28 protein-coding genes are annotated in these 26,060 nt (G+C 65.5%); 25 read left to right on the top strand and 3 right to left on the bottom strand.

Going from position 1 to position 26,060, the window contains the following annotated elements; genetic code table 11:
- Positions 1-94: 94 nt before the first annotated feature.
- Positions 95-916, top strand: coding sequence for a hypothetical protein (locus JQK15_RS11450; RefSeq protein WP_214865626.1), 822 nt, complete (start codon positions 95-97; stop codon positions 914-916).
- A gap of 6 nt (positions 917-922) precedes the next feature.
- Here JQK15_RS11450 and JQK15_RS11445 read toward each other — a convergent pair whose 3' ends face one another.
- The gene (locus tag JQK15_RS11445; RefSeq protein WP_214865571.1) at positions 923-1,609 is read right to left on the bottom strand and encodes a pentapeptide repeat-containing protein; all 687 of its coding nucleotides are present in this window, start codon (positions 1,607-1,609) and stop codon (positions 923-925) included.
- 8 nt (positions 1,610-1,617) lie between these two features.
- On the bottom strand, positions 1,618-2,766 hold the full coding sequence (locus JQK15_RS11440; protein ID WP_214865569.1) for a PQQ-dependent sugar dehydrogenase: 1,149 nt from the start codon (positions 2,764-2,766) through the stop codon (positions 1,618-1,620).
- A gap of 160 nt (positions 2,767-2,926) precedes the next feature.
- On the opposite strand from JQK15_RS11440, the gene JQK15_RS11435 reads away from it, so the two are divergent.
- From JQK15_RS11435 to JQK15_RS11365, 15 genes are all read left to right on the top strand, one after another.
- Positions 2,927-4,042, top strand: a complete 1,116-nt coding sequence (locus JQK15_RS11435) for a GNAT family N-acetyltransferase (protein WP_214865567.1) — start codon at positions 2,927-2,929, stop codon at positions 4,040-4,042.
- A 23-nt stretch (positions 4,043-4,065) separates the two neighbouring features.
- On the top strand, positions 4,066-4,884 hold the full coding sequence (locus JQK15_RS11430) for a proline dehydrogenase family protein (RefSeq protein WP_251007697.1): 819 nt from the start codon (positions 4,066-4,068) through the stop codon (positions 4,882-4,884).
- Between the two features lie 158 nt (positions 4,885-5,042).
- Positions 5,043-5,567: a ribosome maturation protein RimP gene (gene rimP, locus JQK15_RS11425; RefSeq protein WP_017499896.1), complete on the top strand. Its 525-nt coding sequence runs from the start codon at positions 5,043-5,045 to the stop codon at positions 5,565-5,567.
- 13 nt (positions 5,568-5,580) lie between these two features.
- Positions 5,581-7,155, top strand: a complete 1,575-nt coding sequence (gene nusA, locus JQK15_RS11420; protein WP_048937887.1) for a transcription termination factor NusA — start codon at positions 5,581-5,583, stop codon at positions 7,153-7,155.
- Between the two features lie 6 nt (positions 7,156-7,161).
- The gene (locus JQK15_RS11415; protein WP_069336750.1) at positions 7,162-7,395 is read left to right on the top strand and encodes a tautomerase family protein; all 234 of its coding nucleotides are present in this window, start codon (positions 7,162-7,164) and stop codon (positions 7,393-7,395) included.
- A 63-nt stretch (positions 7,396-7,458) separates the two neighbouring features.
- On the top strand, positions 7,459-8,172 hold the full coding sequence (locus JQK15_RS11410; RefSeq protein ID WP_214865563.1) for a DUF448 domain-containing protein: 714 nt from the start codon (positions 7,459-7,461) through the stop codon (positions 8,170-8,172).
- Positions 8,173-8,181: 9 nt separating this feature from the next.
- Positions 8,182-10,809: a translation initiation factor IF-2 gene (gene infB / locus JQK15_RS11405; RefSeq protein WP_125985155.1), complete on the top strand. Its 2,628-nt coding sequence runs from the start codon at positions 8,182-8,184 to the stop codon at positions 10,807-10,809.
- Between the two features lie 106 nt (positions 10,810-10,915).
- Positions 10,916-11,140 carry a type II toxin-antitoxin system RelE family toxin gene (locus tag JQK15_RS11400; protein ID WP_234831506.1) on the top strand — a complete coding sequence of 75 codons (225 nt, stop codon included), beginning with the start codon at positions 10,916-10,918 and terminating at the stop codon, positions 11,138-11,140.
- Complete coding sequence (locus tag JQK15_RS11395) at positions 11,137-11,511, top strand: helix-turn-helix domain-containing protein (RefSeq protein WP_214865561.1); 375 nt, start codon at positions 11,137-11,139, stop codon at positions 11,509-11,511. Before JQK15_RS11400 ends, JQK15_RS11395 begins: the two co-directional genes overlap by 4 nt.
- Positions 11,512-11,513: 2 nt before the next feature.
- Entirely contained in the window at positions 11,514-11,915 is a 402-nt protein-coding gene (gene rbfA / locus JQK15_RS11390) for a 30S ribosome-binding factor RbfA (protein WP_214865559.1), read from the top strand.
- Between the two features lie 31 nt (positions 11,916-11,946).
- Complete coding sequence (locus JQK15_RS11385) at positions 11,947-12,216, top strand: AbrB/MazE/SpoVT family DNA-binding domain-containing protein (RefSeq protein ID WP_069336747.1); 270 nt, start codon at positions 11,947-11,949, stop codon at positions 12,214-12,216.
- Positions 12,216-12,605 (top strand): type II toxin-antitoxin system VapC family toxin, encoded by a 390-nt coding sequence (locus tag JQK15_RS11380; protein WP_010337412.1) that lies wholly within the window; start codon positions 12,216-12,218, stop codon positions 12,603-12,605. The genes JQK15_RS11385 and JQK15_RS11380 overlap by 1 nt, the downstream gene beginning before the upstream one ends.
- A gap of 22 nt (positions 12,606-12,627) precedes the next feature.
- Entirely contained in the window at positions 12,628-13,524 is an 897-nt protein-coding gene (locus JQK15_RS11375) for an alpha/beta hydrolase family protein (RefSeq protein WP_214865556.1), read from the top strand.
- Between the two features lie 9 nt (positions 13,525-13,533).
- Positions 13,534-14,112, top strand: coding sequence for a thymidine kinase (locus JQK15_RS11370; protein WP_214865555.1), 579 nt, complete (start codon positions 13,534-13,536; stop codon positions 14,110-14,112).
- A gap of 5 nt (positions 14,113-14,117) precedes the next feature.
- Positions 14,118-14,660, top strand: coding sequence for a GNAT family N-acetyltransferase (locus tag JQK15_RS11365; RefSeq protein ID WP_214865553.1), 543 nt, complete (start codon positions 14,118-14,120; stop codon positions 14,658-14,660).
- A 3-nt stretch (positions 14,661-14,663) separates the two neighbouring features.
- Here JQK15_RS11365 and JQK15_RS11360 read toward each other — a convergent pair whose 3' ends face one another.
- Positions 14,664-15,359: an HAD family hydrolase gene (locus tag JQK15_RS11360; RefSeq protein ID WP_214865550.1), complete on the bottom strand. Its 696-nt coding sequence runs from the start codon at positions 15,357-15,359 to the stop codon at positions 14,664-14,666.
- A 163-nt stretch (positions 15,360-15,522) separates the two neighbouring features.
- On the opposite strand from JQK15_RS11360, the gene truB reads away from it, so the two are divergent.
- The 9 genes from truB (at position 15,523) to ligA (ending at position 26,041) form a co-directional block, all read left to right on the top strand.
- The gene (gene truB / locus JQK15_RS11355; protein ID WP_214865548.1) at positions 15,523-16,476 is read left to right on the top strand and encodes a tRNA pseudouridine(55) synthase TruB; all 954 of its coding nucleotides are present in this window, start codon (positions 15,523-15,525) and stop codon (positions 16,474-16,476) included.
- A 17-nt stretch (positions 16,477-16,493) separates the two neighbouring features.
- On the top strand, positions 16,494-16,763 hold the full coding sequence (rpsO, locus tag JQK15_RS11350; RefSeq protein ID WP_010337408.1) for a 30S ribosomal protein S15: 270 nt from the start codon (positions 16,494-16,496) through the stop codon (positions 16,761-16,763).
- Between the two features lie 202 nt (positions 16,764-16,965).
- Positions 16,966-19,281: a polyribonucleotide nucleotidyltransferase gene (gene pnp / locus JQK15_RS11345; RefSeq protein ID WP_214865546.1), complete on the top strand. Its 2,316-nt coding sequence runs from the start codon at positions 16,966-16,968 to the stop codon at positions 19,279-19,281.
- Between the two features lie 147 nt (positions 19,282-19,428).
- Positions 19,429-20,448, top strand: coding sequence for a sensor histidine kinase (locus JQK15_RS11340; RefSeq protein WP_214865544.1), 1,020 nt, complete (start codon positions 19,429-19,431; stop codon positions 20,446-20,448).
- Positions 20,449-20,515: 67 nt separating this feature from the next.
- Positions 20,516-21,304 carry an outer membrane protein assembly factor BamD gene (locus JQK15_RS11335; RefSeq protein ID WP_037492082.1) on the top strand — a complete coding sequence of 263 codons (789 nt, stop codon included), beginning with the start codon at positions 20,516-20,518 and terminating at the stop codon, positions 21,302-21,304.
- Between the two features lie 52 nt (positions 21,305-21,356).
- The gene (gene recN / locus JQK15_RS11330) at positions 21,357-23,018 is read left to right on the top strand and encodes a DNA repair protein RecN (protein ID WP_214865542.1); all 1,662 of its coding nucleotides are present in this window, start codon (positions 21,357-21,359) and stop codon (positions 23,016-23,018) included.
- A 141-nt stretch (positions 23,019-23,159) separates the two neighbouring features.
- Positions 23,160-23,534 carry a putative quinol monooxygenase gene (locus tag JQK15_RS11325; protein WP_037511323.1) on the top strand — a complete coding sequence of 125 codons (375 nt, stop codon included), beginning with the start codon at positions 23,160-23,162 and terminating at the stop codon, positions 23,532-23,534.
- Positions 23,531-23,896 carry a hypothetical protein gene (locus JQK15_RS11320; RefSeq protein WP_251007696.1) on the top strand — a complete coding sequence of 122 codons (366 nt, stop codon included), beginning with the start codon at positions 23,531-23,533 and terminating at the stop codon, positions 23,894-23,896. The genes JQK15_RS11325 and JQK15_RS11320 overlap by 4 nt, the downstream gene beginning before the upstream one ends.
- A gap of 33 nt (positions 23,897-23,929) precedes the next feature.
- Entirely contained in the window at positions 23,930-26,041 is a 2,112-nt protein-coding gene (gene ligA, locus JQK15_RS11315; RefSeq protein WP_214865541.1) for an NAD-dependent DNA ligase LigA, read from the top strand.
- Positions 26,042-26,060: the final 19 nt, after the last annotated feature.

The raw sequence follows: 26,060 nt of genomic DNA, 5'->3' as shown, positions 1-26,060 counted from the left end.
ATTCGTCATCAATACGTCATCGCCCTGCCTTGTCGCCGCAACATCGCTCGGGCATCGGATCTGCGGCCACCACAAGGAGGACGGGTTCATGGCGATGGCACTACGTGTCGTGACAGGGCTGCTGGTCCTCGGGCTTGGCGGCGCGGCGGTCGCGCAGGCGCCGGCGGATGCACCGTCGCCGCCGCCATCCCCGGTCAGCCTGCGGATCAAGGCGCCGGAAGCGCATCAGGGTGCGGCGTCGGACGGCACCCATGTCTATGCGATCGATAATGACCGGATCGGCAAATATCGCATCGCCGACGGCCGGCGCGTGGCGCAGTGGCAGGGGGAGCGCCGCCTTTATCCGCACATGAACAGTTGCACCGTGGTCGGCGTCGAACTGGTCTGCGCCGCGTCCAACTATCCGGCCGTGCCGCAGACCAGCGCGGTCGAGATTTTCGATACGAAGACGCTGAAACATATCCGCAGCGTCAGTCTGGGCTTTGGCCCCGGATCGCTGACCGTCATGGATCGGCATGCCGGCAAATGGTGGGCGGTCTTCGCCAATTATGAGGGCAAGGGCGGCGAGCCGGGGCGCGACTATCGCTATACGCTGCTGGTGCGGATGGACGATGCTTTCCGGGCGGAGGCGAGCTGGGCCTTCCCGCCGGACGTGCTGGCCCGCTTCGCCCCCAAAAGCTGTTCGGGCCTCAGCTGGGGCGCGGACGGGCTGATCTATGCCACCGGCCATGACCGGCCCGAAGTCTATGCGCTGAAACTGCCCGAGGCGGGATCGGTGCTGGAGCATGTCGGGACGCTTGGCATCGCGACACCGGGGCAGGCGATAGACTGGGATCCCAAGGCGCCCCGGCGCCTCTGGTCGATCGGCCGGGGTGCTGGCGAGATGGTGGCGAGCGAGATGCCGCCGGTCCGATAGGAGGGATCAGCGCACCTTCAGCCCCAGTTCGGCGAGCAGTTCGCCGGCTTGGTCGCGTGAGATGGTGGCGCCGCGAAAGCGGCTGGCATCGCCCAGATGCACGCCGCCTATGTCCGCGCCGCGCAGGTCGGCGCCCTCGAACCGGGCACCGTCCAGCATCGCCTCGCGCAGGCTGCAGCCCTCGAAACTGGCCATGCGGAAATCGCATTTGCGCAGGTCCGCCTGCGAGAAATCGATGCGGCTCAGCCGTTGCTTGCGGAAGGACAGGCCGGGCAGGCGCGCGTCGATCAGCAGGCATTCCGTCATGTCGATCTCCAGCGCGCGCAGGTCCGACAGGTCGGCGCCGGTCAGCTTGCACTGGGCCAGCCGTGCGCCCTCCAGCCGCGCCCGCCGCAACACGACATTGTTGAAATCGCATCCGGTCAGCACCGCGTCGGAGAGATCGCAGCCGGTGAAATTCGCGCCGCCGCCCCGGCAACCCTGCCAGCGCGTGCGCTCCAGCATGGCGCCGGCCAGATCTGCATTGCGCAGGTTGCAGCGCTCGAACTGCCAGCCGGTGAGGTCGAGCTGCGCCAGCTCCGCCGCCTCCAGGTCGCAGTCGATCAGGGCGTGGGGCGTGCCCGCCAGGGCAATGATGTCGGCGCGCGCCAGTTGCTGCCCGTTGCGCGCGGGCAGGGCATCCATGTCGGTCATGCGGCTATCTATGCCTTGGGCGTCAGCTTGAGCAGGCGGCCCTGCGACTTGCCGCCATCCTCCAGCAGCCACAGCGCGCCGTCTGGCCCCTGTTCGACCTCGCGGATGCGGGCGCCCATGTCCCACTGGTCGGCCTTTTCCGCATTCTCGCCGTCCAGCTTCACCCGCACCAGCGACTGGCTCGACAGGCCGCCGATGAACAGCGATCCCTTCCATTGCGGGAACAGGTCGCCCGAATAATAGATCAGGCCGCCCGGCGAGATCACCGGGTTCCACCAGACCTTCGGCGCCTCATAGCCGTCGCCAGGCTTGTGATCGGGAATGTCGCGGCCGTCATAATGATCGCCGTTCGACACGCGCGGATAGCCATAGTTGAGGCCGGGCTTGATCAAATTGACTTCGTCGCCGCCCTTGGGGCCCATTTCCTGTTCCCACAGGCGCCCGTCCTTGTCGAAGGCGATGCCCAGCAGGTTGCGATGGCCATAGGACCAGACCGCCGGGTTGAAGCCCTTGGTGCTGAGCGGATTGCCCGCCGCCGGCGTGCCGTCCAGATTGAGGCGCAGCACCTTGCCCAGCGTCGATTTGGGATCCTGCGCCGGCTCGAACTTCTGTCGCTCGCCATTGGTGAAGAAGAGATATTTGCCGTCCGGCGAGAAGGCGATGCGGCCCGAATAATGGCCATTGCCCTCGACATAATCGCTGGCGCGGAAAATAACCTTCACGTCGGCCAGTCTGGTCGTGCCGTCGCTCGCCTGGTCGAAGATGCCGGTGGCCAGTGCCACGCCCTTGCCGCCGGCACGATCGCCCTGGCCGGCTTCGGAAAAGCTGAAATAGACCTTCTTGTCCTGCGCGAATGTGGGGGAGGGGACGATGTCCATCAACGCGCCCTGACCCTCGCTGTCGACCTTGGGGATGCCGGCGATCGGGATCTTGGTGCCGTTCTTCGGATCGAACAGGATCATCTCACCGGCCTTTTCGGTGATCAGCATCCGCCCGTCGGGCAGGAAGGTCATCGCCCAGGGCGATTCGAAATCGGCGATCACCGATGTCTTGAACGGCTTTTCCCCCGCGGTCGCACCGGCATTCTGGCCGGTCGCATCATCGGCTGAACAGGCCAGCAGGGCGAGGGGGAGAGTGACGGCCATCACGCGCAGCATGGGAAACTCCTGTTATAATATCGCGGGGGAAAGCCGATTTTCGGCGGGGGTTCCATGCCCGCATCCTCCACCGGATGCGGGCATGGATGCAAGCCTCATCGGCGATCAGCCGATTTCTTAAGCTTCTGCCGCTAGAGACCGGGGCGGCAAGAGGGGGAATATGGTGCTGCACGGCGTATCGGATTTCGATGCTGCGTGCGCGCAGGCAGGCGCCTTGCGCGTCGAGCCGCTATGCCTTGCCGACGCGCTGGATTCGACCGCGCTTGCCCGCGCCTGGGAAAGGCTGGAGGCCCGCGCCGACTGGCCGACCCAGACCCGCCTGTTCGCCGCCACGCTGAACGACCTGATTGCTGCCGGGCCGAGCCGCATCATGACGGTCTGGGCGGGCGCCGATCTGGTCGCGCTGCTGCCGCTGTGCCGCGATGGTGGCGCACTGGCCCGCTGGCGGATGATCGGCGCGCGCGAAACCTATGAGCCGGGCGACATGCTGTGCAACGGGACGGCGGCGGCCGATGCGCTGGCCGGCGCGATCGCGCGCCTGCCCCATCCGCTGCTGCTCGATCGCATCTCCGCCGGGTCGACCCTGATCCCCGCACTGGCGCGGGCGGTGCGGCGGCGTGGGCGGCTGGTCGTGCGGCCGGCCATGGCCTGTCCCCATATCGCGCTGGACGAGGGCTGGCGCGACCCGGAAAGTCGCTTCAACGCCGGCCGCCGCTCCGACTTCCGTCGCGCCCGGCGCAAGGCGGAAGGGTGTGGCCTGCTCCAATGCGAGACGCTGGCGCCGGACGCCGATAATTTCGATGCCTTGTTCGACGAGGCTGTCGCGGTCGAGGCGCTGGGCTGGAAGAGCGAGGCGGGCACCGCCATCGCCACTGACCCGCGCCAGGCGGCAATCTTCCGCGCTTTCTTCCGCGCGGTGGCGCAGCGCGGCGATCTGCGCATCTCCTTCCTGCGGATCGATGGCCGCGCCATTGCGATGCAGATGGCGGTGCTGTGGAACGGCCGCTACTGGCTGTTCAAGATCGGTCATGACGCGGCCTTCAACGCCTGTTCGCCCGGCGGGCTGCTGATGCTCCATGCCATCGGCTGGGCGGCGCAGGCGCGGCTGCACAGTTTCGAATTTCTCGGCGTCGCCGAACCCTGGATTCGCAAGCTCTGGACCCAGACGGAGCATGACTGCGTCCAGTTGCGCACCTATCCCTATAATCTGCGCGGGGCGGCGGCCTTTGCGGCGGACGCTATTGTCTGGTCGCGGCAACGGCTGTTGCGGCGGTGAGGGGCGGGGCGGCCTGGCGCCTGTTGCGGGACACGCGTTATGCCCTGCCCGGCGCGCTGGGGCGGGTCATCCCGGCGCCCGATGCCCCCCATGCCGTGGCGATCGCCCGGCAACAGGCCCGCGCCGGCGCCGCCACCACGATCGGTTATTTCGAAGGGGCGGGGGGTGATCCCTCGTCGATCATGGCCGCCTATGCGCGGGTGGCACAGCGCGCGCGCGGCCTGGACCTCAGCCTGTCGGTCAAGGCGCCGCCCCTGCGTTTCGATCCGGTCAGCCTGCGCGAACTGGCGCAGATTGCGCGCCAGTCCGGCCTGTCGCTGGTGTTCGACGCCCATGGCCCGCAGGATGCGGACGAGACGCTGGCGGCGGTCGAACGGCTTCTGCCCGACTTTCCCGATACCGGCATCGTCCTGCCCGCCCGCTGGCAGCGCAGCGTGGCCGATGCGGCCCGGCTGCGCGACAGCAGCGCGCCGGTCCGCGTCGTGCGCGGTGAATGGCCCGACCCGGCGGGCGATGCCGTCGATCCCGATGCCGCTTATCTGACGCTGGTCGAAGCGCTGGCCGGCCGCGCGGCACCGGTCGCGATCGCCACCCATCGCCCCGCGCTGGCCGACCGGGCGCTGGCCCTGCTGCGCAACGCCGGCACGCCGTGCAGCCTGGAGCAGTTGCGGGGCCTGCCGGGCCGTCGTTGCCGGGCGGTGGCGCGGGGGCAGGGGGTGCCGGTGCGCCTCTATGTGCCGTTCGGTCCCGGCTGGATTCCCTATGCGCTGGACCGGGCGCTGGCCCGGCCCTATCTGCTGGCGTGGATGTGGCGCGACTGGACGGGCCGCGCAGACCCCTGAAATAGCGCATTTTACGAAACATGTTGCAGGTCATTGGCAACCTGCCTATATGGATATTGCTTCCTTACATCGTCACACATGTCAGGGTCGCAGGCACCAAGCCTGCGGCGGCAACAAGCAGCTATATATTTCTGGCCTATCTGATTTCTGGAGTATCCATGGCGGACATCGCCGAACTGACCGCATTGATCGAGCCCGAGGTAAAGGCCCTGGGGTTCGACCTCGTGCGCATCAAGCTGTTCGGATCGGGCGACGAATATACGCTGCAGATCATGGCCGAAGACCCGAAGACCAAGCAGTTGGTCATCGAGGATTGCGCCGCCATCTCGCGCCGCCTGTCCGACGTGATGGATGAAGTCGACCCGATCGAGGAAGCCTATCGTCTGGAAGTCAGTTCGCCTGGCATCGACCGGCCGCTGACCCGTCTGCATGATTTTCTCGAATGGGCGGGCCATGAGGCGAAGATCGCCGCGACCGAAGTGGTCGAGGGGCGCAAGAGCTTCCGTGGCATCCTCAAGGGCGTCGAGGGTGAGGATATCCTGTTCCAGGATGCCAAGGCCGGCGATGTCACCATCCCGTTCGCGCTGGTCGGCGATGCCAAGCTGATGCTGACCGATGCACTGATTTCTGCTACCATGCCGCTCTCTTCCGATGGGGCGGACGAGTTCGAAACCGAGGAATAAGGGTTTTATCGTCATGGCCAACGCCATTTCCGCCAATAAGGCCGAGCTGATCGCGATCGCCAACAGCGTCGCCAGCGAGAAGATGATCGACAAGGCGATCGTCATCGAGGCGATGGAAGATGCGATCCAGCGCGCCGCCCGTGCCCGTTACGGCGCCGAGAATGACATCCGTGCCAAGCTGGACCCGGACAGCGGCGACCTGCGCTTGTGGCGCGTCGTCGAAGTCGTCGAGGTGGTCGAGGATTATTTCAAGCAGGTCGACCTCAAGCAGGCCGCCAAGCTGAAGAAGGACGCCGTGGTCGGCGACTTCATCGTCGATCCGCTGCCCGCGATCGACCTGGGTCGTATCGACGCCCAGTCGGCCAAGCAGGTGATCTTCCAGAAGGTCCGCGACGCCGAGCGTGAACGTCAGTTCGACGAGTTCAAGGACCGCGTGGGTGAAATCATCACCGGCGTCGTCAAGTCGGTCGAGTTCGGTCATGTCGTCGTCAATCTGGGCCGCGCCGAAGGCGTGATCCGCCGCGACCAGCAGATCCCGCGCGAAGTGGTTCGCGTCGGCGACCGCATCCGTTCGGTCGTGCTGAACGTGCGTCGCGAAAATCGTGGCCCGCAGATCTTCCTCAGCCGCGCGCACCCCGAATTCATGAAGAAGCTGTTCGCGCAGGAAGTGCCCGAAATCTATGATGGCGTCATCACCATCATGGCCGCCGCCCGCGATCCGGGCTCGCGCGCCAAGATCGGCGTCATCAGCCGTGACAGCAGCATCGATCCGGTCGGCGCCTGCGTCGGCATGAAGGGTAGCCGCGTCCAGGCCGTCGTGCAGGAAATGCAGGGCGAGAAGATCGACATCATCCCCTGGTCGGAAGATACCGCCACCTTCGTCGTCAACGCGCTGCAGCCGGCCCAGGTCGCCCGCGTCGTCATCGACGAGGAAGAAGAGCGCATCGAAGTCGTCGTCCCCGACGATCAGCTGTCGCTCGCCATCGGTCGCCGCGGCCAGAATGTCCGCCTCGCTAGCCAGCTGACCGGCAAGGCGATCGACATCATGACCGAGGCCGACGCCAGCGAGAAGCGCCAGAAGGAATTCGTCAGCCGTTCGGAAATGTTCCAGAACGAGCTGGACGTGGACGAGACGCTGTCGCAGCTGCTGGTCGCCGAAGGCTTTGGCGAGCTGGAAGAAGTCGCCTATGTCAGCGTCGAGGAACTGGCCGGGATCGAAGGCTTCGACGAGGATCTGGCTGCCGAGCTGCAGAGCCGCGCGCAGGAAGCGCTCGACCGTCGCGAACAGGCCGCCCGTGAAGAGCGTCAGGCACTGGGCGTCGAGGACGCGCTGGCCGACATGCCGCACCTCACCGAAGCGATGCTGGTCACGCTCGGCAAGGCTGGCGTCAAGACGCTCGACGACCTCGCCGATCTGGCCACCGATGAACTGGTGCAGAAGAAGCGCGTCGACCAGCGTCGTCGCAAGTCGGACAGCGGCAATGAGGACAAGGGCGGCATCCTGGCTGCCTATGGCCTGACCGACGAGCAGGGCAATGAGATCATCATGGCCGCCCGCGCCCACTGGTTCGAAGGTGAGGAAGCGTAAGCCAAGATGCCTTTCGTCGACATCCGCCTGGCCGGTAGCGCGACTCGCGAGCAGAAAGCCGCGATCGTTGCTGACGTCACCCAGTCGCTCGTGGAGCGGCTGGGAAAGCCGGCGGCTGCCGTCCAGATCGTGATCTCGGAAGTCTCGACCGAAAATTATGCGGCCGGCGGTCAGTTGATCGCCGACCGCGCAATTTCTCCAGCCAGGGAGGACGCCAATGCTGCGGACACTCCCCGATGAGAGAATAAGCCTACTCGACAGCGTTGGTCTTGCCCTTTTGTCCGTTTTGGCGGAGGGGCGCGCATGACCGAACGCAAATGCATATTGAGCGGCGACCGCGCCGATCCCGAAACGCTGATTCGCCTGGCCATCGGGCCTGAAGGACAGGTGCTCCCTGACGTCCGCGCCAAGGCGCCGGGCCGGGGCGCCTGGATCGGTGTGTCACGGGCTGAACTGGAAACGGCGCTGGCCAAGGGCAAGCTCAAGGGTGTGCTCGCCCGCGCCTTCAAGGAAGGCGCTCTTGAAATTCCCGACAATCTTCCCGATCTGGTAGAGGCCGGGCTGCGGCAGGATCTGCTCAGCCGCCTGGGGCTGGAGGCTCGCGCCTCCATGCTGCTGACCGGATCGGAAAAGATCGACGTCGCATGCCGCAAGGGCATGGTGAAAATGCTGCTCCATGCCGCCGATGCGGGCACGGACGGCAATCGAAAACTGGACCAGGCCTTGCGCGTGGGACAGGAAGCGGAAGGCACGGATCTTGCGGGCATCGTCTTGCCTGTGGACCGGCACGCCCTATCTATGGCAATGGGGCGCGACAATGTCGTCCATATCGCGGTGACCGACTCGCGGGCGACAGTGCGCCTGCGTGCGGCTCTGGGCCGCTTGGAAAGCTATCTGGGATGCGCTACCGGGGCGCCGGTGCATGGGGAGCAGGACTCCGCCGATGCGCAGGCGCATGAGGCTGCATGGAATGATGCGTCGGCGGCTGCGCCGGCTGATGATGATGTGAAGGGTTAAACATAGTCGATGAGTGACAGCAACGAAGACAAGCCGGTTCTGGGCCGCAAGCCGCTGGGGATCAAGCGCACGGTCGAGTCCGGTCAGGTGCAGCAGCAGTTCAGCCATGGCCGCAAGAACACGGTCGTGGTTGAGGTGAAGCGGCGCCGCGTCCCCATGGGCAAGCCGGGTGAAAGCACCGGCGCTGCGCCCGCTGCTGCGCCCCAGGCTGATCCGACGCCGGCCGCGCCCGCAGCGCCGGCCGCACCCCGTCCCGCCGCGCCTGCGCCGCAGCAGCGCGCGCCGCAGCCCGCCCCGGTGCGTCAGGCGCCGCCGCAGAGCCTGATGTCGCGTCAGGAACTGCAGGCCAAGCTGCTGCGCGAGGCCGAGGAAGCCCGCATGGCCGCGCTGGAAGATGCGCGCCGCCGTGAGGATGCCGCGCGCCTTGCCGCCAGCGAGGAAGAAAAGCGCCGCGCCGAGGAAAATCGCCAGGCTGCCGAAAATGCCGAGGTCGAGGCCGCCAAGGCTGCCGAAGCCGCCGAGCAGGCCAAGGTTGCCGAAGCCGCCAAGCCGGCTGCGCCGGTCGAGGCCCCGGCCGCGCCGGCTGCTGCAGCCGAGCCTGCCGCTGCCGCCCCGGCCGCGCCCGCCGCACCGGCGACCACCAGCTCGACCATGCCGCCGCCGCGCCGCTTCACCCCGGTCGCGCCGGTCAAGCGCCCCGAACCGGCGAAGCCGGATCGTGCCAAGCGTAACGATGACAATCGCCGCCAGTCCGGCAAGCTGACCGTCACCCGCGCGCTTGCGGACGACGACAGCGCCCGTGCCCGCAGCCTCGCCGCGCTCAAGCGCGCCCGCGAGAAGGAACGTCGTGCCCATTATTCGGGCGGCAGCCAGCCGCGCGAGAAGCAGAGCCGCGACGTCGTGGTGCCCGAAAGCATCACCGTGCAGGAACTGGCCAACCGTATGGCCGAAAAGGGCGCGGACCTGGTCAAGGCCCTGTTCAAGATGGGCACCGCCGTCACGCTCAACCAGCCGATCGATCAGGATACGGCGGAGCTGTTGGTCGAGGAATTCGGCCACCGCATCCAGCGCGTGTCGGATGCCGACGTTGAAATCGGCATGGAAGGCGAGGCTGACGCACCCGAAACGCTCAAGCCCCGTGCCCCGGTCGTGACCATCATGGGCCATGTCGACCATGGCAAGACCTCGCTGCTCGACGCGCTGCGCGGCACCGACGTGGTGGCCGGCGAAAGCGGCGGCATCACCCAGCATATCGGCGCCTATCAGGTGAAGACGAAGAGCGGTGATCTCATCACCTTCCTCGACACGCCGGGTCACGAAGCTTTCTCGGAAATGCGTGCCCGTGGCGCCAACGTCACCGACATCGTCATCCTCGTGGTGGCGGCCGATGACGGCCTGATGCCGCAGACGATCGAAGCCATCAACCACACCAAGGCTGCTGGCGTGCCGATGATCGTCGCGATCAACAAGTGCGACAAGCCCGACGCCAACCCGCAGAAGGTGCGCGAGCGCCTGCTGAGCGAGGAAATCGTGGTCGAGGACATGGGCGGTGACGTCCAGGACGTGGAAGTGTCGGCGCTCAAGAAGACCGGCCTCGACGAACTGATCACCAAGATCCTGCTCCAGGCAGAGGTCATGGAACTGACCGCCAACCCCGATCGCGACGCCGAAGGCAATGTGATCGAGGCACAGCTCGACAAGGGCCGTGGTGCGGTTGCGACCGTGCTGGTCCGCAAGGGCACGCTGAAGATCGGTGACACCTTCGTCATCGGCTCGGAAAGCGGCAAGGTTCGCGCGATGATCAACGACAAGGGCCAGCAGGTTAAGGTCGCCGGTCCCTCGACCCCGGTCGAGGTTCTGGGTCTGTCGGGCGTGCCGATGGCCGGTGACCAGCTCACCGTCGTCGAGAATGAAGCCCGTGCCCGCGAAGTCGCCGCCTATCGTCAGGAACAGGCGACCAAGAAGCGCACCACGGCTGCTCCGACCAGCTTCGAGCATATGTTCTCGGCGCTGAACACCAAGGTCATCGAATATCCGGTGGTGGTGAAGGGCGACGTGCAGGGTTCGGTCGAAGCGATCGTGTCCTCGCTCAACCGCATCTCGACCGACGAGATCAAGGTTCGCATTCTGCATTCGGGCGTCGGCGCGATCACCGAAAGCGACGTCACGCTGGCCGCTGCCAGCCGCGCGCCGCTGATCGGCTTCAACGTGCGTCCCAATGCCAAGGCCCGTCAGCTCGCCGAGCGCGAGAAGATCAGCCTGCGCTACTATGACGTGATCTACGACCTGCTTGAGGAAGTTCGCGGCGAAATGGCTGGCCAGCTCGCCCCCGAACGGATCGAGACGATCGTCGGCCGCGCCGAGGTGCTGCAGGTCTTCCCGGCCGGCAAGAAGGACAAGGCGGCTGGTCTGCTCGTCCTCGACGGCATCATCCGCAAGGGTCTGGCCGCGCGCCTTACCCGCGACGATGTCATCGTGTCGCGCACCAACATCGCGTCGCTGCGTCGCTTCAAGGATGATGTGTCCGAAGTCCGCGCCGGCATGGAGTGCGGTGCGGTCCTGCAGGACACCAACGACATCAAGCCGGGCGACACGCTCGAACTGTTCGAAGTCGAAGAGCGCGCACGCACGCTGTGAGTTACAGAAGGCCGGTCGAGGAATTTAGCCGTGAGCTAAATTTCTTGACCGGCCTTTGTCGTGCCTATAATTTGCGGATGTGGATATCCGCTTCTCGAAGACGGCGATGAGAGCGCTGCTGCGATCGAACAAGCGAATGCTTATTCGGCAGAAGATTGACGAGTTGGCGAGCGATCCCGCATCGCTTGATGCCAATGTCAAACGCCTGCAGGGGCGTCCTGAATATCGGTTGCGGGTTCAGGACTGGCGCGTGATTTTCCGTCTCGATCAGGATATTCTGTGGATTGACGATATAGCGCCGCGCGGATCGGCTTATGAGGTGAACCCATGACCGTTCAAATTGTCGAGATCGCGGGCCAGAAGATCGCGATGCTGCCGATTGAGGATTATCAACGGCTTATCGAGATCGCGGAGGATAAGGCTGACACGGTAGCAGCTGCAGAGGCTGAGGCGCGCCGCGATGAGGGCGAGGAATATCTTCCCGCGAAAGTGGTCGATGGAATGATGGCCGGGGAAAGCCCTTTACGCGCATGGCGAAAACATCGGGGCTTAACGCTGAAAGTTTTGGCGGAACGGGTGGGCTCGACACATGCCCATCTCAGTAATGTAGAACGCAATAAGAGAAGCGCGAATGTGGAACTCTGGCGCAAGCTGGCCATGGAGTTGAATGTTTCGCTCGACGATATGTTTTTTAAGGTCTGACTATGGCTCAACAACAATCCGAAGGCCCCTCTGTCCGCCTGCTGCGCGTCGGCGAACAGGTGCGCCATGTCCTTTCCGACATTCTCCAGCGCGGTGACGTGCATGACGATGTGCTGAGCCAGCATGTGGTCAGCGTCACCGAAGTGCGCATGTCGCCCGACCTGCGCCACGCCACCGTCTTCATCAAGTCGCTGCTCGGCAAGGATGAGGAAGCGGTGCTCAAGGCGCTGCGCACCAACACCGCCTATCTCCAGCGCGAAGTCGCGCACCGCATCCGCCTCAAATATGCAGCGAAGCTCAAATTCCTGTCGGACGAGAGCTTCGACGAGGGCAGCCATATCGACAAGCTGCTCCGCGATCCCAAGGTCGCCCGCGACCTGGAGCAGGATCACAGCGAAGATTGACTCATGACGCGGTAAGACGCATCTTACCGCCATGAACGCCAAGACCACCCTGTCGGCCAAAGGCCAGGTCGTCATCCCCAAGGATGTCCGTGACCAGCTGGGCCTTGCGCCGGGGCAGGTGCTGGATGTCGTGCCGATGGGCGGCGGCATATTGTTGAAGCCGCAGTACAAGAAGTCCGGCCGCAGCTTTGACGAGATCATGGCCGGGATCAGGGCGCGCTACCAGCATCAAGGCCCGCCGGTTTCGATCGAGGAGATGGACGAGGCGATCGCGCAGATGTTTCGAGACCGGCAGGATTGATGGCCGCAGCCATCGACACGAATGTGCTGGTGCGGTTCCTGACCGGAGACGACCTTGCGCAGGCGGCTGTGGCGGCGGACCGGATCAGCCTGGGATTCGTGTTGCTTCCGACCGTCGCAGTCGAAACCGAATGGGTATTGCGTGCCGGCTATAGTTGGCCGCGCGAACGGATCGAAGCCGCATTCCGGGACGTCATCGACCTGCCCGAAGCGATCGGATTGCCTGCCAATATGGATTGGGTGCTGGATCGCTTCGCTGCCGGCGCAGACTTTGCCGACATGATGCATCTGTCCATGGCTGGCGACGCGGATGCCTTTGTGACATTCGACCAGCGGATCGAAAAACGGGCAGGGGATTCCCCGCCCGTTGCCGTCATTACTTTGGCATAAGAATTCAAGAACGGGGAATTTCATGCGGGCTTTCTGGTTGTCCTGTGCGCTTCTGTCCTGCGCGGCTACGCCCGCCATCGCCCGTGAACCCGCCATCCATCCTGCCGTCACCACCGATCCCGCGCCCGACGCCGCCAACCCGGCGCGGATGGATGCGTTCGTCATTCCCTCGGGCGAGGGGGCGATGAATGCGGTCATGTATGTCGCGGCGGGCAGCGGCGTGCATCCGACCCTGCTGCTGCTCCACGGCTTTCCGGGCAATGAGCAGAATCTGGATCTGGCCCAGGCCGCGCGTCGCGCCGGCTGGAATGTCCTGACCCTCCATTATCGCGGATCATGGGGCAGCCCCGGCATCTTCTCCTTCGCCAACGCGGCAGAGGATGCGTTCAATGCGCTGCTGTTCCTGGAGGAAGCCTCGACCGTCGCCAAATATCGCATCGACACGAGCGCGATCGTGGTCGCCGGCCACAGCATGGGCGGCTTCATGGCGGCGGAGGCGGCGGCCGCAGAACCGCGCGTCGCCGGGCTGTTCCTGATCGATCCCTGGGATCCGGCCCAGACCGTCGCGTCGCTGGCGACGCCACAGGGCGAGGCGGGTTGGAAGGCGGAGGTGGCGGGCGACCTGCCGCCGCTGTCGGGCGCCAGCTATGAAAGCCTGACCGCCGAGATCAAGGACGACGGCCAGAAGTTCGACCTTGGCCGCAAGCTGGTCGGCTATGGCCGCCGGCCGCTGACCATCATCGGTGCGGAACGCGGCATCGGCGCGATGGCGCGCAAGGTCGGGGCGGACGCCCAGTCGGCCAATCCCAACACCCGCCTGATGGTCTGGCCGACCGATCACAGCTTTTCCGACAAGCGGATCGCGCTCGCCGATGCGCTGGTGCGTTTCCTGGCTGGCGTTGCGCCGACGCTGCGCTAAAGCGCGGCCATGGCGAAGCTCTATTTCTATTATAGCTCGATGAATGCGGGCAAATCGACGACCCTGCTGCAGTCGAGCTTCAACTATCAGGAACGCGGCATGGCGACGATGCTGTGGACCGCGGCGGTCGACGATCGCTTCGGCCATGGCCGGATCGCCTCACGCATCGGGCTAGAGGCGCAGGCGCAATTGTTCGAGCCGGGCGTCGACATGCTTGCCGCCATCGCTGCCCAGCATGACGCGACGCCACTGTCCTGCGTGCTGGTGGACGAGGCCCAGTTCCTGACCCGCGATCAGGTCTGGCAACTCGCCGCGGTCAGCGACAGCCTGGGCATTCCCGTTCTCTGCTACGGCCTGCGCACCGATTTCCAGGGGGAATTGTTCGAGGGCAGTGCCCATTTGCTCGGCCTCGCCGACGCGCTGACCGAGATCAAGACGGTGTGCGATTGCGGCCGCAAGGCGACGATGAACCTGCGTGTCGATGCGTCGGGACGCGCGATCCGCCAGGGCGCCCAGACCGAGATTGGCGGCAATGACCGTTATGTGGCGCTGTGCCGTCGCCATTTTGTCGAGCAGATGCGCGGATGAGCCGGATGGACGATCTGCTGGCGCCGATCGACGCGCCCGGCCTCTATCTGGAGCAACTGGCCGACCATCATCGCGAAGCCTTGCGCGCCATCTGCCCGGTTGATGATCCGGTGTGGGAGATTTATCCCAACCATCTCGCCGGCGCGGATTTCGACCCGACCTTCGACGCGATCCTGGCGACGCCCAATCGCCACACATTCCTGATCCTGGCCGATGGTCAGCCGGTCGGCATGTCGGGCTATCTCAATGTCGATGCCGCGCATAATGGTCTGGAACTGGGTGGCACCTATATGACGCCGTCGGTGCGCGGCACCGGGCTGAATGGCCGCATCAAGCCGCTGCTGCTGGCCCGCGCCTTTGCCTGCGGCTTCACCCGCGTCCAGTTCTGCATCGACGCGCGCAACATCCGCTCGCAAAGGGCGGTGGAGAAGCTGGGCGCCGTGCGCGAGGGGGTGCTGCGCAAGCAGCGCATCACCTGGACCGGCCATGTCCGCGACACGGTGATCTATTCGATCCTCGCCGACGAATGGGCCGCGCGCGCCGCCTGAGCTTCAGTTGATGCCGGCAATCCAGTCGGGCAATTCGCCCAGCCGTTCGAGCTGGGTATAGCGCGCCGCGCCGATCGGCGGCTGCGCCCGCTCATGCGACCAGGCGCCCTCCTGCGGGATGAACGCCGCCCACGCCCCGGCCTCCAGCGCCGGCAATATGTCCGACCGCATCGAATCGCCGGCCATCACCGCCTGTTCGGGGGCGATGCCATGGCGGGCGAACAGGGTGCGGAAAGTATCGACCTTCTTGTCGCTGACGATCTCGATCCCGGAAAACAGGTCGCCCAGGCCCGACGCCGCCAGCTTGCTTTCCTGGTGCAGCAGGTCGCCCTTGGTCACCAGCACCAGCGGGCCGATGTCCGCCAGTCGCTCCAGCGTCTCTTCCACCCCGTCGAACAGCTCGACCGGATGGGCCAGCAGCGCGCGGCCCGCCGCCAATATGTCCTGGATCATTGCGGTCGACAGTTGATCGCCGGCCAGCTCCACCGCCGCCTCGATCATCGACAGGGTAAAGCCCTTGGCGCCATAGCCATAGAGCGGCAGGTTGCGGATCTCGCAGGGGATCAGCCGTTCGCGCGTCACATCGACATCGGCAAAGGGCTGCAACATGTCGGTCAGCGCGTCTTGGGTCGCGTTGAAATGACGCATATTGTGCCACAGCGTGTCGTCGGCATCGAGGCAGATGAGCTTGATCGTCATGGCGCCGGAATAGCGCGGCGCGGGGCAGGGGGAAATGGCTGATCGGCGAGGCGTTTCATCCTTCCTTCCATTGGCCTCCGGTTTTCGACAGGCTCGAAACGAACGGACGGAAGGATGCGATAAGGGCTGACAGGGCAGGGTAGGCGCTATAGAGCGCGCCGCCATGCACGGCTGGATCATCCTCGACAAACCCCATGGCCTTGGCTCGACCCAGGCGGTCAGCGCGGTGAAGCGCGCGCTGCGGACCCAACGCGAGGTTCTGGGCGGCACGGAGAAATGGAAGGTCGGCCATGGCGGCACGCTCGATCCGCTGGCGACCGGGGTGCTGCCGATCGCGATCGGCGAGGCGACCAAGCTCGCCGGCCGGATGCTCGACAGCGACAAGATTTATGACTTCACCATTGCCTTCGGCGCGCAGACCGATACGCTCGACCTGGAGGGGAAGGTGATTGCGGAAAGCGATGTGCGCCCGACGCTGGCCCAGTTGGAGGCGGTGCTGCCGCGCTTCACCGGACCGATCGAACAGGCGCCGCCCGCCTATAGCGCGATCCTGATCGACGGCCAGCGTGCCTATGACCTCGCCCGCAAGGGGGAGCAGGTGGAGATGAAGATGCGATCGGTGACGATTCATGCGCTGACCCCCGTTCGGTTCGAGCCTGTCGAGAACGATGCGCAAGGGTTCTCGACAGGCTCGAACCGAACGGAGGAGGGCGCACTCACCGCCGTCACCCTCACCGCCCATGTCTCCAAGGGCACCTATATCCGCTCCCTCGCCCGCGACATCGCGCTGGCGCTCGGCACGGTTGGCCATGTCACCATGTTGCGCCGGATCAAGGCAGGGCCCTTCGCCCTGGAAACCGCGATTTCGCTGGACAAACTGGACGAAGCTGCTAGGGGCGGCGACATCGGCGAGCTTATGCTCCCGTTGACGGCAGGGCTGGACGATATCCCGGCTCTTGCAGTCTCTCCCGATGAAGCATTGGCACTCCGACAGGGGAAGATGCTCATGGGGAAACCGCACACCGGTCTCCTGCTGGCGATGTTGGGCGATACGCCCGTCGCGCTGGTGGAGTCCAGTGGCCCGGAGATCCGGGTGGTGCGCGGCTTCAATCTCTAGATACGAAAGGAAGCCCGATGTCGATCACTGCAGAGCGCAAGGAAGCGCTGATCAAGGAACATGCCCGCGTCGAAGGCGACACCGGTTCGCCGGAAGTCCAGGTTGCGATCCTGTCGGAGCGCATCTCGAACCTGACCGAGCATTTCAAGGGTCACCACAAGGATAACCACAGCCGTCGCGGCCTGCTGATGCTGGTCAACAAGCGTCGTTCGCTGCTGGACTATCTGAAGAAGAAGGATGCGGCTCGCTACACCGACCTCATCACCAAGCTGGGCCTGCGCAAGTAAGCCTGCTAATAAGGGACGGCCCCATTCGGGGCCGTTTCCGATTCTAACGGACGTCCTTTTGGGGATGTCATTCGGGACGGGCGCAATCCGGCGCCCCGTTTCGTTTCAGGGGCCACACGATGCTCCACAACCGCCGCGGACCGGTTTCGTCCGCATATGAGGCCCCGCCCGGCAATAGGGCCAGGTGGGCAAAGGAACATATATGTTCGATGTAAAGAAAGTTTCGATCGAGCTGGCCGGCAAGACGCTGACCCTCGAAACCGGCCGGATCGCGCGTCAGGCCGACGCCGCCGTGCTGGCAACCTATGGCGAAACCGTGGTGCTGTGCGCCGTGACCGCCGCCAAGTCGGTGAAGGAAGGCCAGGACTTCTTCCCGCTGACCGTCCACTATCAGGAAAAATATTCGGCCGCCGGCCGCATTCCGGGTGGCTTCTTCAAGCGTGAGCGTGGTGCCACCGAGAAGGAAACCCTGGTTTCGCGCCTGATCGACCGTCCGATCCGCCCGCTCTTCCCCGAAGGATTCTACAACGAAATCAACGTCATCGCCCAGGTGATGTCGTTCGATGGCGAGAGCGAGCCCGACATCGTCGCGATGATCGCCGCCTCGGCTGCCCTGACCCTGTCGGGCGTGCCCTTCATGGGCCCGATCGGCGCCGCCCGCGTCGGTTACAAGGATGGCGAATATCAGCTGAACCCGTCGCTGGACGAAGTGAAGACCGGCGAACTCGACCTGGTCGTCGCTGCCACCAGCAACGCCGTGATGATGGTCGAATCCGAAGCCAAGGAACTGTCGGAAGACGTCATGCTTGGCGCCGTCCTGTTCGCCCATGAAGCGAGCAAGAAGGTCGTCGACGCGATCATCCAGCTGGCCGAAAAGGCCGCCAAGGATCCGTGGGAAATGGCCAAGGGCGACGATCTCGGCGCGCTGAAGGGCAAGCTCAAGGACCTGATCGGTGGCGACATCGCCGCCGCCTACAAGCTGACCGACAAGTCGGCCCGCTCGAACGCCCTGAACGAAGCCCGCGCCAAGGCGAAGGCGATGTTCGCGGAAGACGGCCTCGACGCCCAGACCGTGATGGCCGGCATCAAGCTGACCAAGAAGCTGGAAGCCGAAATCGTCCGTGGCGCCATCCTGAAGGATGGCCAGCGCATCGACGGCCGCACCACCACCCAGATCCGTCCGATCGAGGCGATGGTCGGCTTCCTGCCGCGGACCCATGGTTCGGCCCTGTTCACCCGTGGCGAGACGCAGGCGATCTGCACCACCACGCTGGGCACCAAGGACGCCGAGCAGATGATCGACGGCCTCACCGGCCTGCACTATGAAAACTTCATGCTGCACTACAACTTCCCGCCCTATTCGGTCGGTGAAGTGGGCCGCTTCGGTGCGCCGGGTCGTCGTGAAGTAGGCCATGGCAAGCTCGCCTGGCGTGCGCTGCACCCGGTGCTGCCGACCAAGGACGAATTCCCCTACACCATCCGCGTTCTCTCGGACATCACCGAGTCGAACGGTTCCTCGTCGATGGCCACCGTCTGCGGTGGTTCGCTCTCGATGATGGACGCGGGCGTTCCGCTCAAGCGTCCGGTGTCGGGCATCGCCATGGGCCTGATCCTGGAAGGCAGCGACTTCGCCGTCATCTCGGACATTCTGGGTGATGAAGATCACCTCGGCGACATGGACTTCAAGGTGGCTGGTACCGAAGCCGGCATCACCACCATGCAGATGGACATCAAGGTTGCCGGCATCACGCAGGAAATCTTCGAGACCGCCCTGCGCCAGGCCAAGGAAGGTCGCGCCCACATCCTGGGTGAGATGAACAAGGCCCTGTCCTCGACCCGCACCGAACTGTCGGCGCACGCCCCGCGCATCGAGACGATCCAGATCGACAAGTCGAAGATCCGTGACGTCATCGGCACCGGCGGCAAGGTCATCCGCGAGATCGTCGCCGAAACCGGCGCCAAGGTCGACATCGACGACGAAGGCATCATCAAGATTTCGTCGTCCGACACCGCCCAGATCGAAGCCGCCAAGAAGTGGATTCTGGGCATCGTCGAGGAAGCGGAAGTCGGCAAGATCTACACCGGCAAGGTCGTCAACATCGTCGACTTCGGTGCGTTCGTGAACTTCATGGGTGGCAAGGACGGCCTCGTCCACGTCAGCGAAATGAAGAATGAGCGCGTCGAGAAGCCGACCGACGTCGTGTCGGAAGGCCAGGAAGTGAAGGTCAAGGTTCTCGAAATCGATCCGCGTGGCAAGGTTCGCCTGTCGATGCGCGTCGTCGATCAGGAAACCGGCGAGGAACTGGAAGACACCCGTCCGGCCCGCGAACCGCGTGAACCGCGCGGCGACCGTGGTGATCGCGGCGATCGTGGTCGTGGCCCGCGCCGTGACGGCGGCGACCGTGGCGGTCGTGGTGGCGATCGTGGCCCGCGCCGCGACCGTGGCCCGCGCAGCGAAGGCAAGGGCGACGATGACGGCTCCAACGCCGGCCTGCCCGACTTCCTGACCCAGGACTGATCGGCAGCATCATCGCTGACAAGAAAATGGGGCGTCCGGTTCGACCGGGCGCCCTTTTTCGTGACGAATCCTGTCAGGGCTGATTTCGATCAAGGCGCGGGGGGCGACATCTGATACGCTCGCGTCACGGTCCCGGGGGGAATATCCATGCAACGCAGGAATGAGCGGTTTGTCGAGCGCCTGCCGCTCGTGCTTCCAAGACCGGTCTATGGCTATGCGCTGAGCCTGTTGCTCTGCCTGCTCGCCTGGCTGGTGCGGGTTGCAGCGGAAACGCTGCTGCCGGTCGGCTATCCCTTCGTCACCTTCTTCCCGGCGGTCATCCTCTCCTCCTTCCTGTTCGGGGTGCGGCCGGGCATCTTCGCCGCCGTCATCGGCGGGCTGCTGTCCTGGTATTGCTTCATCCCGCCCTTCTATGCGCTGGCCTTCAACCCCGGCGTCGCCATGGCGCTGATCTTCTACACGATGGTCGTGGCCGTCGACATATTGCTCATCCACTTCATGCAGCGCGCCAATTTCAACCTGGCGGTGGAGCGGGAGCGCAGCCGCGCCCTGGCCGAGAATCGCGAATTACTGTTTCGCGAACTCCAGCACCGCGTGTCGAACAATCTTCAGGTGGTGGCCGCCATGCTCTCGCTCCAGCGGCGCCAGATCGACAATGATGTCGCCCGTCGCGCGCTGGACGATGCCGCCGCGCGCCTCGCTTTGATCGGCAAGATCAGCCGCGCCCTCTATGATCCCTCGGGGCAGGGGCAGGAACTGCGCGCCTTCATGGTCATGCTCTGCGCCGATATCGTCGATGCGTCGGGCCGCACCGATATCGATTGCACCATCTGCGCGCCCGATGGCCTGTCGCTCGAACCCGATGTCATCGTGCCGCTGGCGCTGATCGTGGCGGAATCGGTCAGCAACGCGATCGAACATGGCCTGCCCGATCGCGCCGGCCGCGTCGCGGTGACGCTGGAACAGCAGACGGGCGGCGCGCTCCACCTGCGCATCGTCGACGACGGGCGCGGCCTGCCGGACGGGACCATGCCCGACGGACCGACCAGCATCGGCCTGCGCATTGCCGTCGCGCTGGCGCAGCAGCTTGGCGGCCGCTTCCGGCTGGAACCTGCGCCGGATGGCGGCGCCATGGCCTGCCTCGACCTGCCGCAACAGACGCGCTGACACGGCTTAACGTTCTGCAACATTCTGGCGCTTGGCGACGGCGATCCGCTCGGCTATGACCCGGCGCATGCTGACGAAAACCCTGACGCGCATCGGCGCGGCCACCACTCTGGTCCTGATCGCCTCGCCTGTGCTGACCGGCTGCTCCACATCAAAGAACAAGGCCGACACCCTCTACGTCGCCCGCGACGTGTCGACCCTCTACAACAGCGGCAAGGCCCGCCTCGATCGCGGCCAGTACAAGCTCGCCGCCGCGCTGTTCGATGAAGTCGAGCGCCAGCATCCCTATTCGCCCTGGGCGCGCCGCGCGCAGCTCATGTCGGCGTTCAGCTATTATATGAACCGCGACTATCCGGAATCGATCGCGGCCTCGCAGCGCTTCCTGTCGATCCACACCGGCAACAAGGACGCGCCCTACGCTTATTATCTGATCGCGCTGTGCTATTATGAGCAGATTGCCGACGTCACCCGCGACCAGAAGATCACGCAGCAGGCGATGGATGCGCTGGGCGAACTGATCCGCCGCTATCCCGACACCCGCTATGCTGCCGACGCCCGTCTGAAGGTCGACTTGGTGAATGACCACCTTGCCGGCAAGGAAATGGAGCTGGGCCGCTTCTACCAGCGCCGGGGCCAGTGGCTCGCCGCCACGCTGCGCTTCCGCACCGTGATCGACAAGTTCCAGACCACCACCCACACGCCCGAAGCGCTGGAGCGTCTGGTCGAATCCTATCTCTCGCTCGGCATCCCGGCCGAAGCGCAGAAGGCGGCCGCCGTGCTGGGCCGCAACTATCCCGGCACCAAATGGTATGAGCGCAGCTACAAGCTGATGCAGCAGCATCCGGTCAAGAGCTGAGGCGCACGCTTTATTTGTTCCCCTTTTGTGCGATGGCAGGTAGACAGGCGCCATGCTGACCTCGCTTGCCATCCGCAATGTCGTGCTGATCGAGGCGCTGGACCTGGAGTTCGGCGCCGGCCTGTCCGTCCTCACCGGTGAAACCGGCGCGGGCAAGTCGATCCTGCTCGATTCGCTGGGGCTGGCGCTCGGCGCCCGCGCCGATAGCGGCCTTGTCCGGGCAGGGGAGGCACAGGCCAGTGTCACCGCCAGCTTCGATCCGCCGCCCGCCGGACATCGCGCCGCGCTGCTGCTGGCCGACAATGGCATCGAGATCGATCCGGGCGAACCGCTGCTGATCCGTCGTACGGTCAAGGCCGATGGTGGCAGCCGCGCCTTCGTCAACGACCAGGCCTGTTCCGCGGCGCTGCTGCGCGACCTGGGCGGCGCGCTGGTCGAAATCCACGGCCAGCATGACGATCGCGGCCTGCTCAACGCCCGCGGGCACCGCGCGCTGCTCGACACCTATGGGCGGTGCGAGGCGGAGGCGGTCGCGAGCGCTCACGCCGCCTGGCGCGCCGCCGCCGCCGATCTGGCGCAGGCGCGCGACACCGTCGCCAATGCCGCGCGCGATCGCGACTATCTCGACCATGCCGTCGCCGAACTGTCGAAATTCGCGCCCGAAGCCGGCGAGGAAGCGACTTTGGCGGAGGAGCGCGCGACCATGCAGAAGGGCGCGCGCCTGTCCGATGATCTGTCCGCCGTCACCGATTGCCTGACCGGCTCCGACGGTGGCCTTGCCCAGTTGCGGCAGGCGGCCCGCCGGCTCGACCGGATCGCGGGCGAATATGAGCCGCTCTCCGCCGTGCTGGAGGCGCTGGACCGCGCCGTCATTGAAGCGGGCGAGGCGGAGGATAAGCTGGCCGAGGCGGCCGAGGCGCTGAGCTTCGACCCCGCCCGGCTGGACGCGATCGAAACCCGGCTGTTCGACCTGCGTGGCCTGGCCCGCAAGCATCAGGTCGCGCCCGACGATCTCGCCGCGCTGCGCGACGAGATGGCCGCGCGCCTCGCCGCGATCGAGGGTGGGGAGGAGCATATCGCGGCGCTCGAAGCCGATGTCGCGCGCAAGGCCGCAACCTATCGCGCCGCCGCGCAGGCGCTGTCGGCCGAGCGTCAGCTTGCCGCCGGCCGGCTCGATGCGGCGGTCGCGGGCGAACTGGCGCCGCTGAAGCTGGACGCTGCCCGCTTCCGCACCGTCGTCGCCCCGCTCGACGAAGCGCAATGGAGCGGCGCTGGCATGGACCGGGTCGAGTTCGAGATTTCCACCAACCCCGGCGCGCCCTTCGCGCCGCTCGCCAAGATCGCCTCGGGCGGCGAACTGTCCCGCTTCATTCTCGCGCTCAAGGTCGCGCTGGCGGAGCAGGGCGGGGCCGACACGCTGATCTTCGACGAGATCGACCGGGGCGTCGGCGGCGCGGTGGCCGATGCGATCGGCGAGCGTCTGTCGCGGCTGGCGCAGAGCAACCAGATCCTCGTCGTCACCCACAGCCCCCAGGTCGCGGCGCGCGGCGCCGGCCATATGCTGATCGCCAAATCGAGTGATGGAACGGTGACGCGTACCGGCGTCCATGCGCTGAGCGATGGCGAGCGCCGCGAGGAAATCGCCCGCATGCTCTCTGGCGCGGAAATCACCGCCGAAGCACGGGCACAGGCGGAACGGCTGCTGGAAGCTTGAGGCTTGCCAATTCGCGCGTTTCACATACCGTTCGGGCTGAGCGAAGTCGAAGCCTTCACCTGAGCGAAACGAAGGCGCCTCGCTCCGCTCGGCGCGTCCTTCGACTTCGCTCAGGACGAACGGAGGGGATAGGATAGCCGCATGACCCATAATCGCAGAGACATGCTCGGCCTCACCGCCGCCACGCTGGCCGCAACGGCCATCCCCGCCGCTGCGCAGGAGGCAAAGCCGCGCTACGGCCTGATCGGCCAGATGCTCAGCACGCCGGGCAAGCGCGACGAACTGGTCGGTTATCTCAAGGATGCGATCGGCGCGATGCCCGGCTGCCTCTCCTATGTCGTGGCGCTCGACACCGCCAATCCCGACGCGCTCTGGATCACCGAAGTCTGGGACAGCCGCGAAAGTCACGCCGCCTCGCTGAAACTCCCCGCCGTCCGCGCCGCCATCGCCAAGGCGCGCCCGATCATCGCCGGCTTTCCCCAGCATTTCGAAACCGTGCCGGTGGCGGGTATATGAGCGAGATGGAAACCATCACACTTTGGCGCCCGGTCGGTCCGGCCGAACTGGAACTTCTCCGCGATACGGCCATGCGCGCTTTCCCGCCGCGCCTGCCGGAACAGCCGATCTTCTATCCCGTCACGACCCGTGACTATGCCATCAAAATCGCGCGCGACTGGAATGTGCCGGCCAGTGGCAGCGGCTTTGTGACCGAGTTTGATGTCCGCAAGGACTATCTCGATCACTATGACGTGCAGGAGGCCGGCGGCCGTGCGCATCGGGAATATTGGATTCCGGCCGAGGAAATGGATAGTTTCAACGCGGCGATCGTCGGCGAAATAAGGGTTGTGGATATCTTCCCGGAAGACGCGACGGTCTAGCGCAATGAGGGGCTGGCAGTCTAAGGCATCCCCATGACCGATCCCGCCAGCCTTCCCGAAGCCGAAGCCGCCAACCGCCTGATGCGCCTTGCCAGGGAGGTGGCGAAGCATAACCGCCTCTATCATGACCAGGACGCGCCGGAGATCAGCGACGCGGACTATGACGCGCTGATCCGCGAGAACAACGCGCTCGAAGCGGCCTTCCCCCACCTGATCCGCGCCGACTCGCCCAATGCGCAGGTCGGCGCTGCGGCCACCTCGGCGCTGAAGAAAGTGCCGCACGCGGTCCGCATGATGAGCCTCGACAATGGCTTTGCCGACGAGGATATCGCCGAGTTCGCCGCGCGCGTCCGCCGCTTCCTCGCGCTGGCCGAAGACGCGCCGGTGGCGATGACCGCCGAACCGAAGATCGATGGCCTGTCCTGTTCGCTGCGCTACGAACAGGGCGAGCTGGTGCTGGCCGCGACCCGTGGCGACGGCACCACGGGCGAGGATGTGACCGCCAATGTCCTTACCATCGCCGACATTCCCCAGCGCCTGACCGGTGAGGCCATCCCGGACCTGTTCGAGGTGCGGGGCGAGGTCTATATGGCCAAGGCGGATTTCGTCGCCCTCAACCAGCGGCTGCTGGACGAGGCGGAGGATGCCGACAAGGCGCGCCAGTTTGCCAATCCGCGCAACGCCGCCGCCGGGTCGCTGCGCCAGAAGGACGCCAGCGTCACCGCCAGCCGCCCGCTGCGTTTCCTGGCCCATGGCTGGGGCGCCCACAGCGCGCTGCCCGCCGACACCCAGCTGGGCGTGATGCAGGCCATCGCGAGCTGGGGCCTGCCGGTGTCCGACATGCTGGTCTGCGTCGATAGCATCGACGCCATTCTTGCCCATTATCGCGCGATCGAGCGCGCGCGCGCCGATCTGCCCTTCGACATTGACGGCGTGGTCTACAAGGTCGACCGGCTCGACTGGCAGCAGCGGCTCGGCTTCGTGGCCAAGGCGCCGCGCTGGGCGATCGCCCATAAATTCCCGGCCGAACGCGCCCAGACCACGCTGGAGGCGATCGACATCCAGGTCGGCCGCACCGGCAAGCTGACTCCGGTCGGGCGTCTGACCCCGGTGACGGTCGGCGGCGTCGTCGTCTCCAACGTCACGCTGCATAATGCCGACGAGATAGAGCGGCTGGGCGTGCGGCCCGGCGACCGTATCGTCGTCCAGCGTGCCGGCGACGTCATCCCGCAGGTGGTCGACAATCTCACCCGCGACGAGGTGCGTGAACCCTTTCCCTTCCCCACCCACTGCCCGGTCTGCGGATCGGAAGCGGTGCGCGAGGAGGAGGAAGTCGATTATCGCTGCACCGGGGGCTTGATCTGCGCCGCCCAGCGGTTCGAGCGGCTGCGCCATTTCGTCAGCCGCGCCGCGCTCGATATCGAGGGGCTGGGCGAAAAGACGATCGAGGAATTTCTCGACCTGGGCTGGATCAAGGAGCCGGCCGACATTTTCCGCCTGCGCACCCATGCCGGCGAATTGCTGGGGCGTGAGGGCTGGAAGGAAAAGTCGGTCGACAATCTGCTCGCCGCGATCGAGGCAAAGCGCGCGCCCGATGCCGCCAAGCTGCTGTTTGGCCTCGGCATCCGCCATATCGGCGCCGTGACCGCGCGCGATCTGCTCAAGCGCTACACCACGCTTCCTGCGCTGCGCACCCTGGCGGACGAGATCATTGCCCTGCGCGATCAGGAGCATGAGACCCAGGCCAAGAAGGACAAGGCCATCGCCGAGCATATCGGGGTCGAGAATGTCGGCGCCGCCGTCGGCCATGCGCTCGCCGATTTCTTCCACGAACCCCATAATGTCGAGGCGTGGGACGATCTCCTCTCCGAAGTGTCGCCGCCCGATTATGTGGTGGAAACCACCGCCAGCGCCGTCACCGGCAAGATCGTCGTCTTCACCGGCAAGCTGGAAACCATGAGCCGCGACGAGGCCAAGGCGCAGGCCGAACGGCTCGGCGCCAAGGCGGCGGGATCGGTCAGCGCCAAGACCGATCTGGTCGTCGCCGGCCCCGGCGCGGGATCGAAGCTCAAGCAGGCGACGGCGCTCGGCATCGAGGTGATTAGCGAAGAAGCCTGGGCTGACATCGTCAAAGCGGCAGGCTAGAGCATTTTCGAAGCAGATG

This window comes from Sphingobium sp. BHU LFT2 (genome assembly GCF_018604485.1).
Classification (GTDB): Bacteria; Pseudomonadota; Alphaproteobacteria; order Sphingomonadales; family Sphingomonadaceae; genus Sphingobium; species Sphingobium yanoikuyae_A.
This window is presented reverse-complemented; position numbering and strand designations above follow the sequence as displayed.

Excerpts from the sequence above, each read along its gene's own strand:
- JQK15_RS11450 (WP_214865626.1), top strand. The coding sequence starts at position 95 with ATGGCACTACGTGTCGTGACAGGGCTGCTGGTCCTCGGGCTTGGCGGC.
- JQK15_RS11445 (WP_214865571.1), bottom strand. The coding sequence starts at position 1,609 with ATGACCGACATGGATGCCCTGCCCGCGCGCAACGGGCAGCAACTGGCG.
- JQK15_RS11440 (WP_214865569.1), bottom strand. The coding sequence starts at position 2,766 with ATGCTGCGCGTGATGGCCGTCACTCTCCCCCTCGCCCTGCTGGCCTGT.
- JQK15_RS11435 (WP_214865567.1), top strand. The coding sequence starts at position 2,927 with ATGGTGCTGCACGGCGTATCGGATTTCGATGCTGCGTGCGCGCAGGCA.
- rimP (WP_017499896.1), top strand. The coding sequence starts at position 5,043 with ATGGCGGACATCGCCGAACTGACCGCATTGATCGAGCCCGAGGTAAAG.
- nusA (WP_048937887.1), top strand. The coding sequence starts at position 5,581 with ATGGCCAACGCCATTTCCGCCAATAAGGCCGAGCTGATCGCGATCGCC.
- JQK15_RS11415 (WP_069336750.1), top strand. The coding sequence starts at position 7,162 with ATGCCTTTCGTCGACATCCGCCTGGCCGGTAGCGCGACTCGCGAGCAG.
- JQK15_RS11410 (WP_214865563.1), top strand. The coding sequence starts at position 7,459 with ATGACCGAACGCAAATGCATATTGAGCGGCGACCGCGCCGATCCCGAA.
- infB (WP_125985155.1), top strand. The coding sequence starts at position 8,182 with ATGAGTGACAGCAACGAAGACAAGCCGGTTCTGGGCCGCAAGCCGCTG.
- JQK15_RS11400 (WP_234831506.1), top strand. The coding sequence starts at position 10,916 with ATGAGAGCGCTGCTGCGATCGAACAAGCGAATGCTTATTCGGCAGAAG.
- JQK15_RS11395 (WP_214865561.1), top strand. The coding sequence starts at position 11,137 with ATGACCGTTCAAATTGTCGAGATCGCGGGCCAGAAGATCGCGATGCTG.
- rbfA (WP_214865559.1), top strand. The coding sequence starts at position 11,514 with ATGGCTCAACAACAATCCGAAGGCCCCTCTGTCCGCCTGCTGCGCGTC.
- JQK15_RS11385 (WP_069336747.1), top strand. The coding sequence starts at position 11,947 with ATGAACGCCAAGACCACCCTGTCGGCCAAAGGCCAGGTCGTCATCCCC.
- JQK15_RS11380 (WP_010337412.1), top strand. The coding sequence starts at position 12,216 with ATGGCCGCAGCCATCGACACGAATGTGCTGGTGCGGTTCCTGACCGGA.
- JQK15_RS11375 (WP_214865556.1), top strand. The coding sequence starts at position 12,628 with ATGCGGGCTTTCTGGTTGTCCTGTGCGCTTCTGTCCTGCGCGGCTACG.
- JQK15_RS11370 (WP_214865555.1), top strand. The coding sequence starts at position 13,534 with ATGGCGAAGCTCTATTTCTATTATAGCTCGATGAATGCGGGCAAATCG.
- JQK15_RS11365 (WP_214865553.1), top strand. The coding sequence starts at position 14,118 with ATGGACGATCTGCTGGCGCCGATCGACGCGCCCGGCCTCTATCTGGAG.
- JQK15_RS11360 (WP_214865550.1), bottom strand. The coding sequence starts at position 15,359 with ATGACGATCAAGCTCATCTGCCTCGATGCCGACGACACGCTGTGGCAC.
- truB (WP_214865548.1), top strand. The coding sequence starts at position 15,523 with ATGCACGGCTGGATCATCCTCGACAAACCCCATGGCCTTGGCTCGACC.
- rpsO (WP_010337408.1), top strand. The coding sequence starts at position 16,494 with ATGTCGATCACTGCAGAGCGCAAGGAAGCGCTGATCAAGGAACATGCC.
- pnp (WP_214865546.1), top strand. The coding sequence starts at position 16,966 with ATGTTCGATGTAAAGAAAGTTTCGATCGAGCTGGCCGGCAAGACGCTG.
- JQK15_RS11340 (WP_214865544.1), top strand. The coding sequence starts at position 19,429 with ATGCAACGCAGGAATGAGCGGTTTGTCGAGCGCCTGCCGCTCGTGCTT.
- JQK15_RS11335 (WP_037492082.1), top strand. The coding sequence starts at position 20,516 with ATGCTGACGAAAACCCTGACGCGCATCGGCGCGGCCACCACTCTGGTC.
- recN (WP_214865542.1), top strand. The coding sequence starts at position 21,357 with ATGCTGACCTCGCTTGCCATCCGCAATGTCGTGCTGATCGAGGCGCTG.
- JQK15_RS11325 (WP_037511323.1), top strand. The coding sequence starts at position 23,160 with ATGACCCATAATCGCAGAGACATGCTCGGCCTCACCGCCGCCACGCTG.
- JQK15_RS11320 (WP_251007696.1), top strand. The coding sequence starts at position 23,531 with ATGAGCGAGATGGAAACCATCACACTTTGGCGCCCGGTCGGTCCGGCC.
- ligA (WP_214865541.1), top strand. The coding sequence starts at position 23,930 with ATGACCGATCCCGCCAGCCTTCCCGAAGCCGAAGCCGCCAACCGCCTG.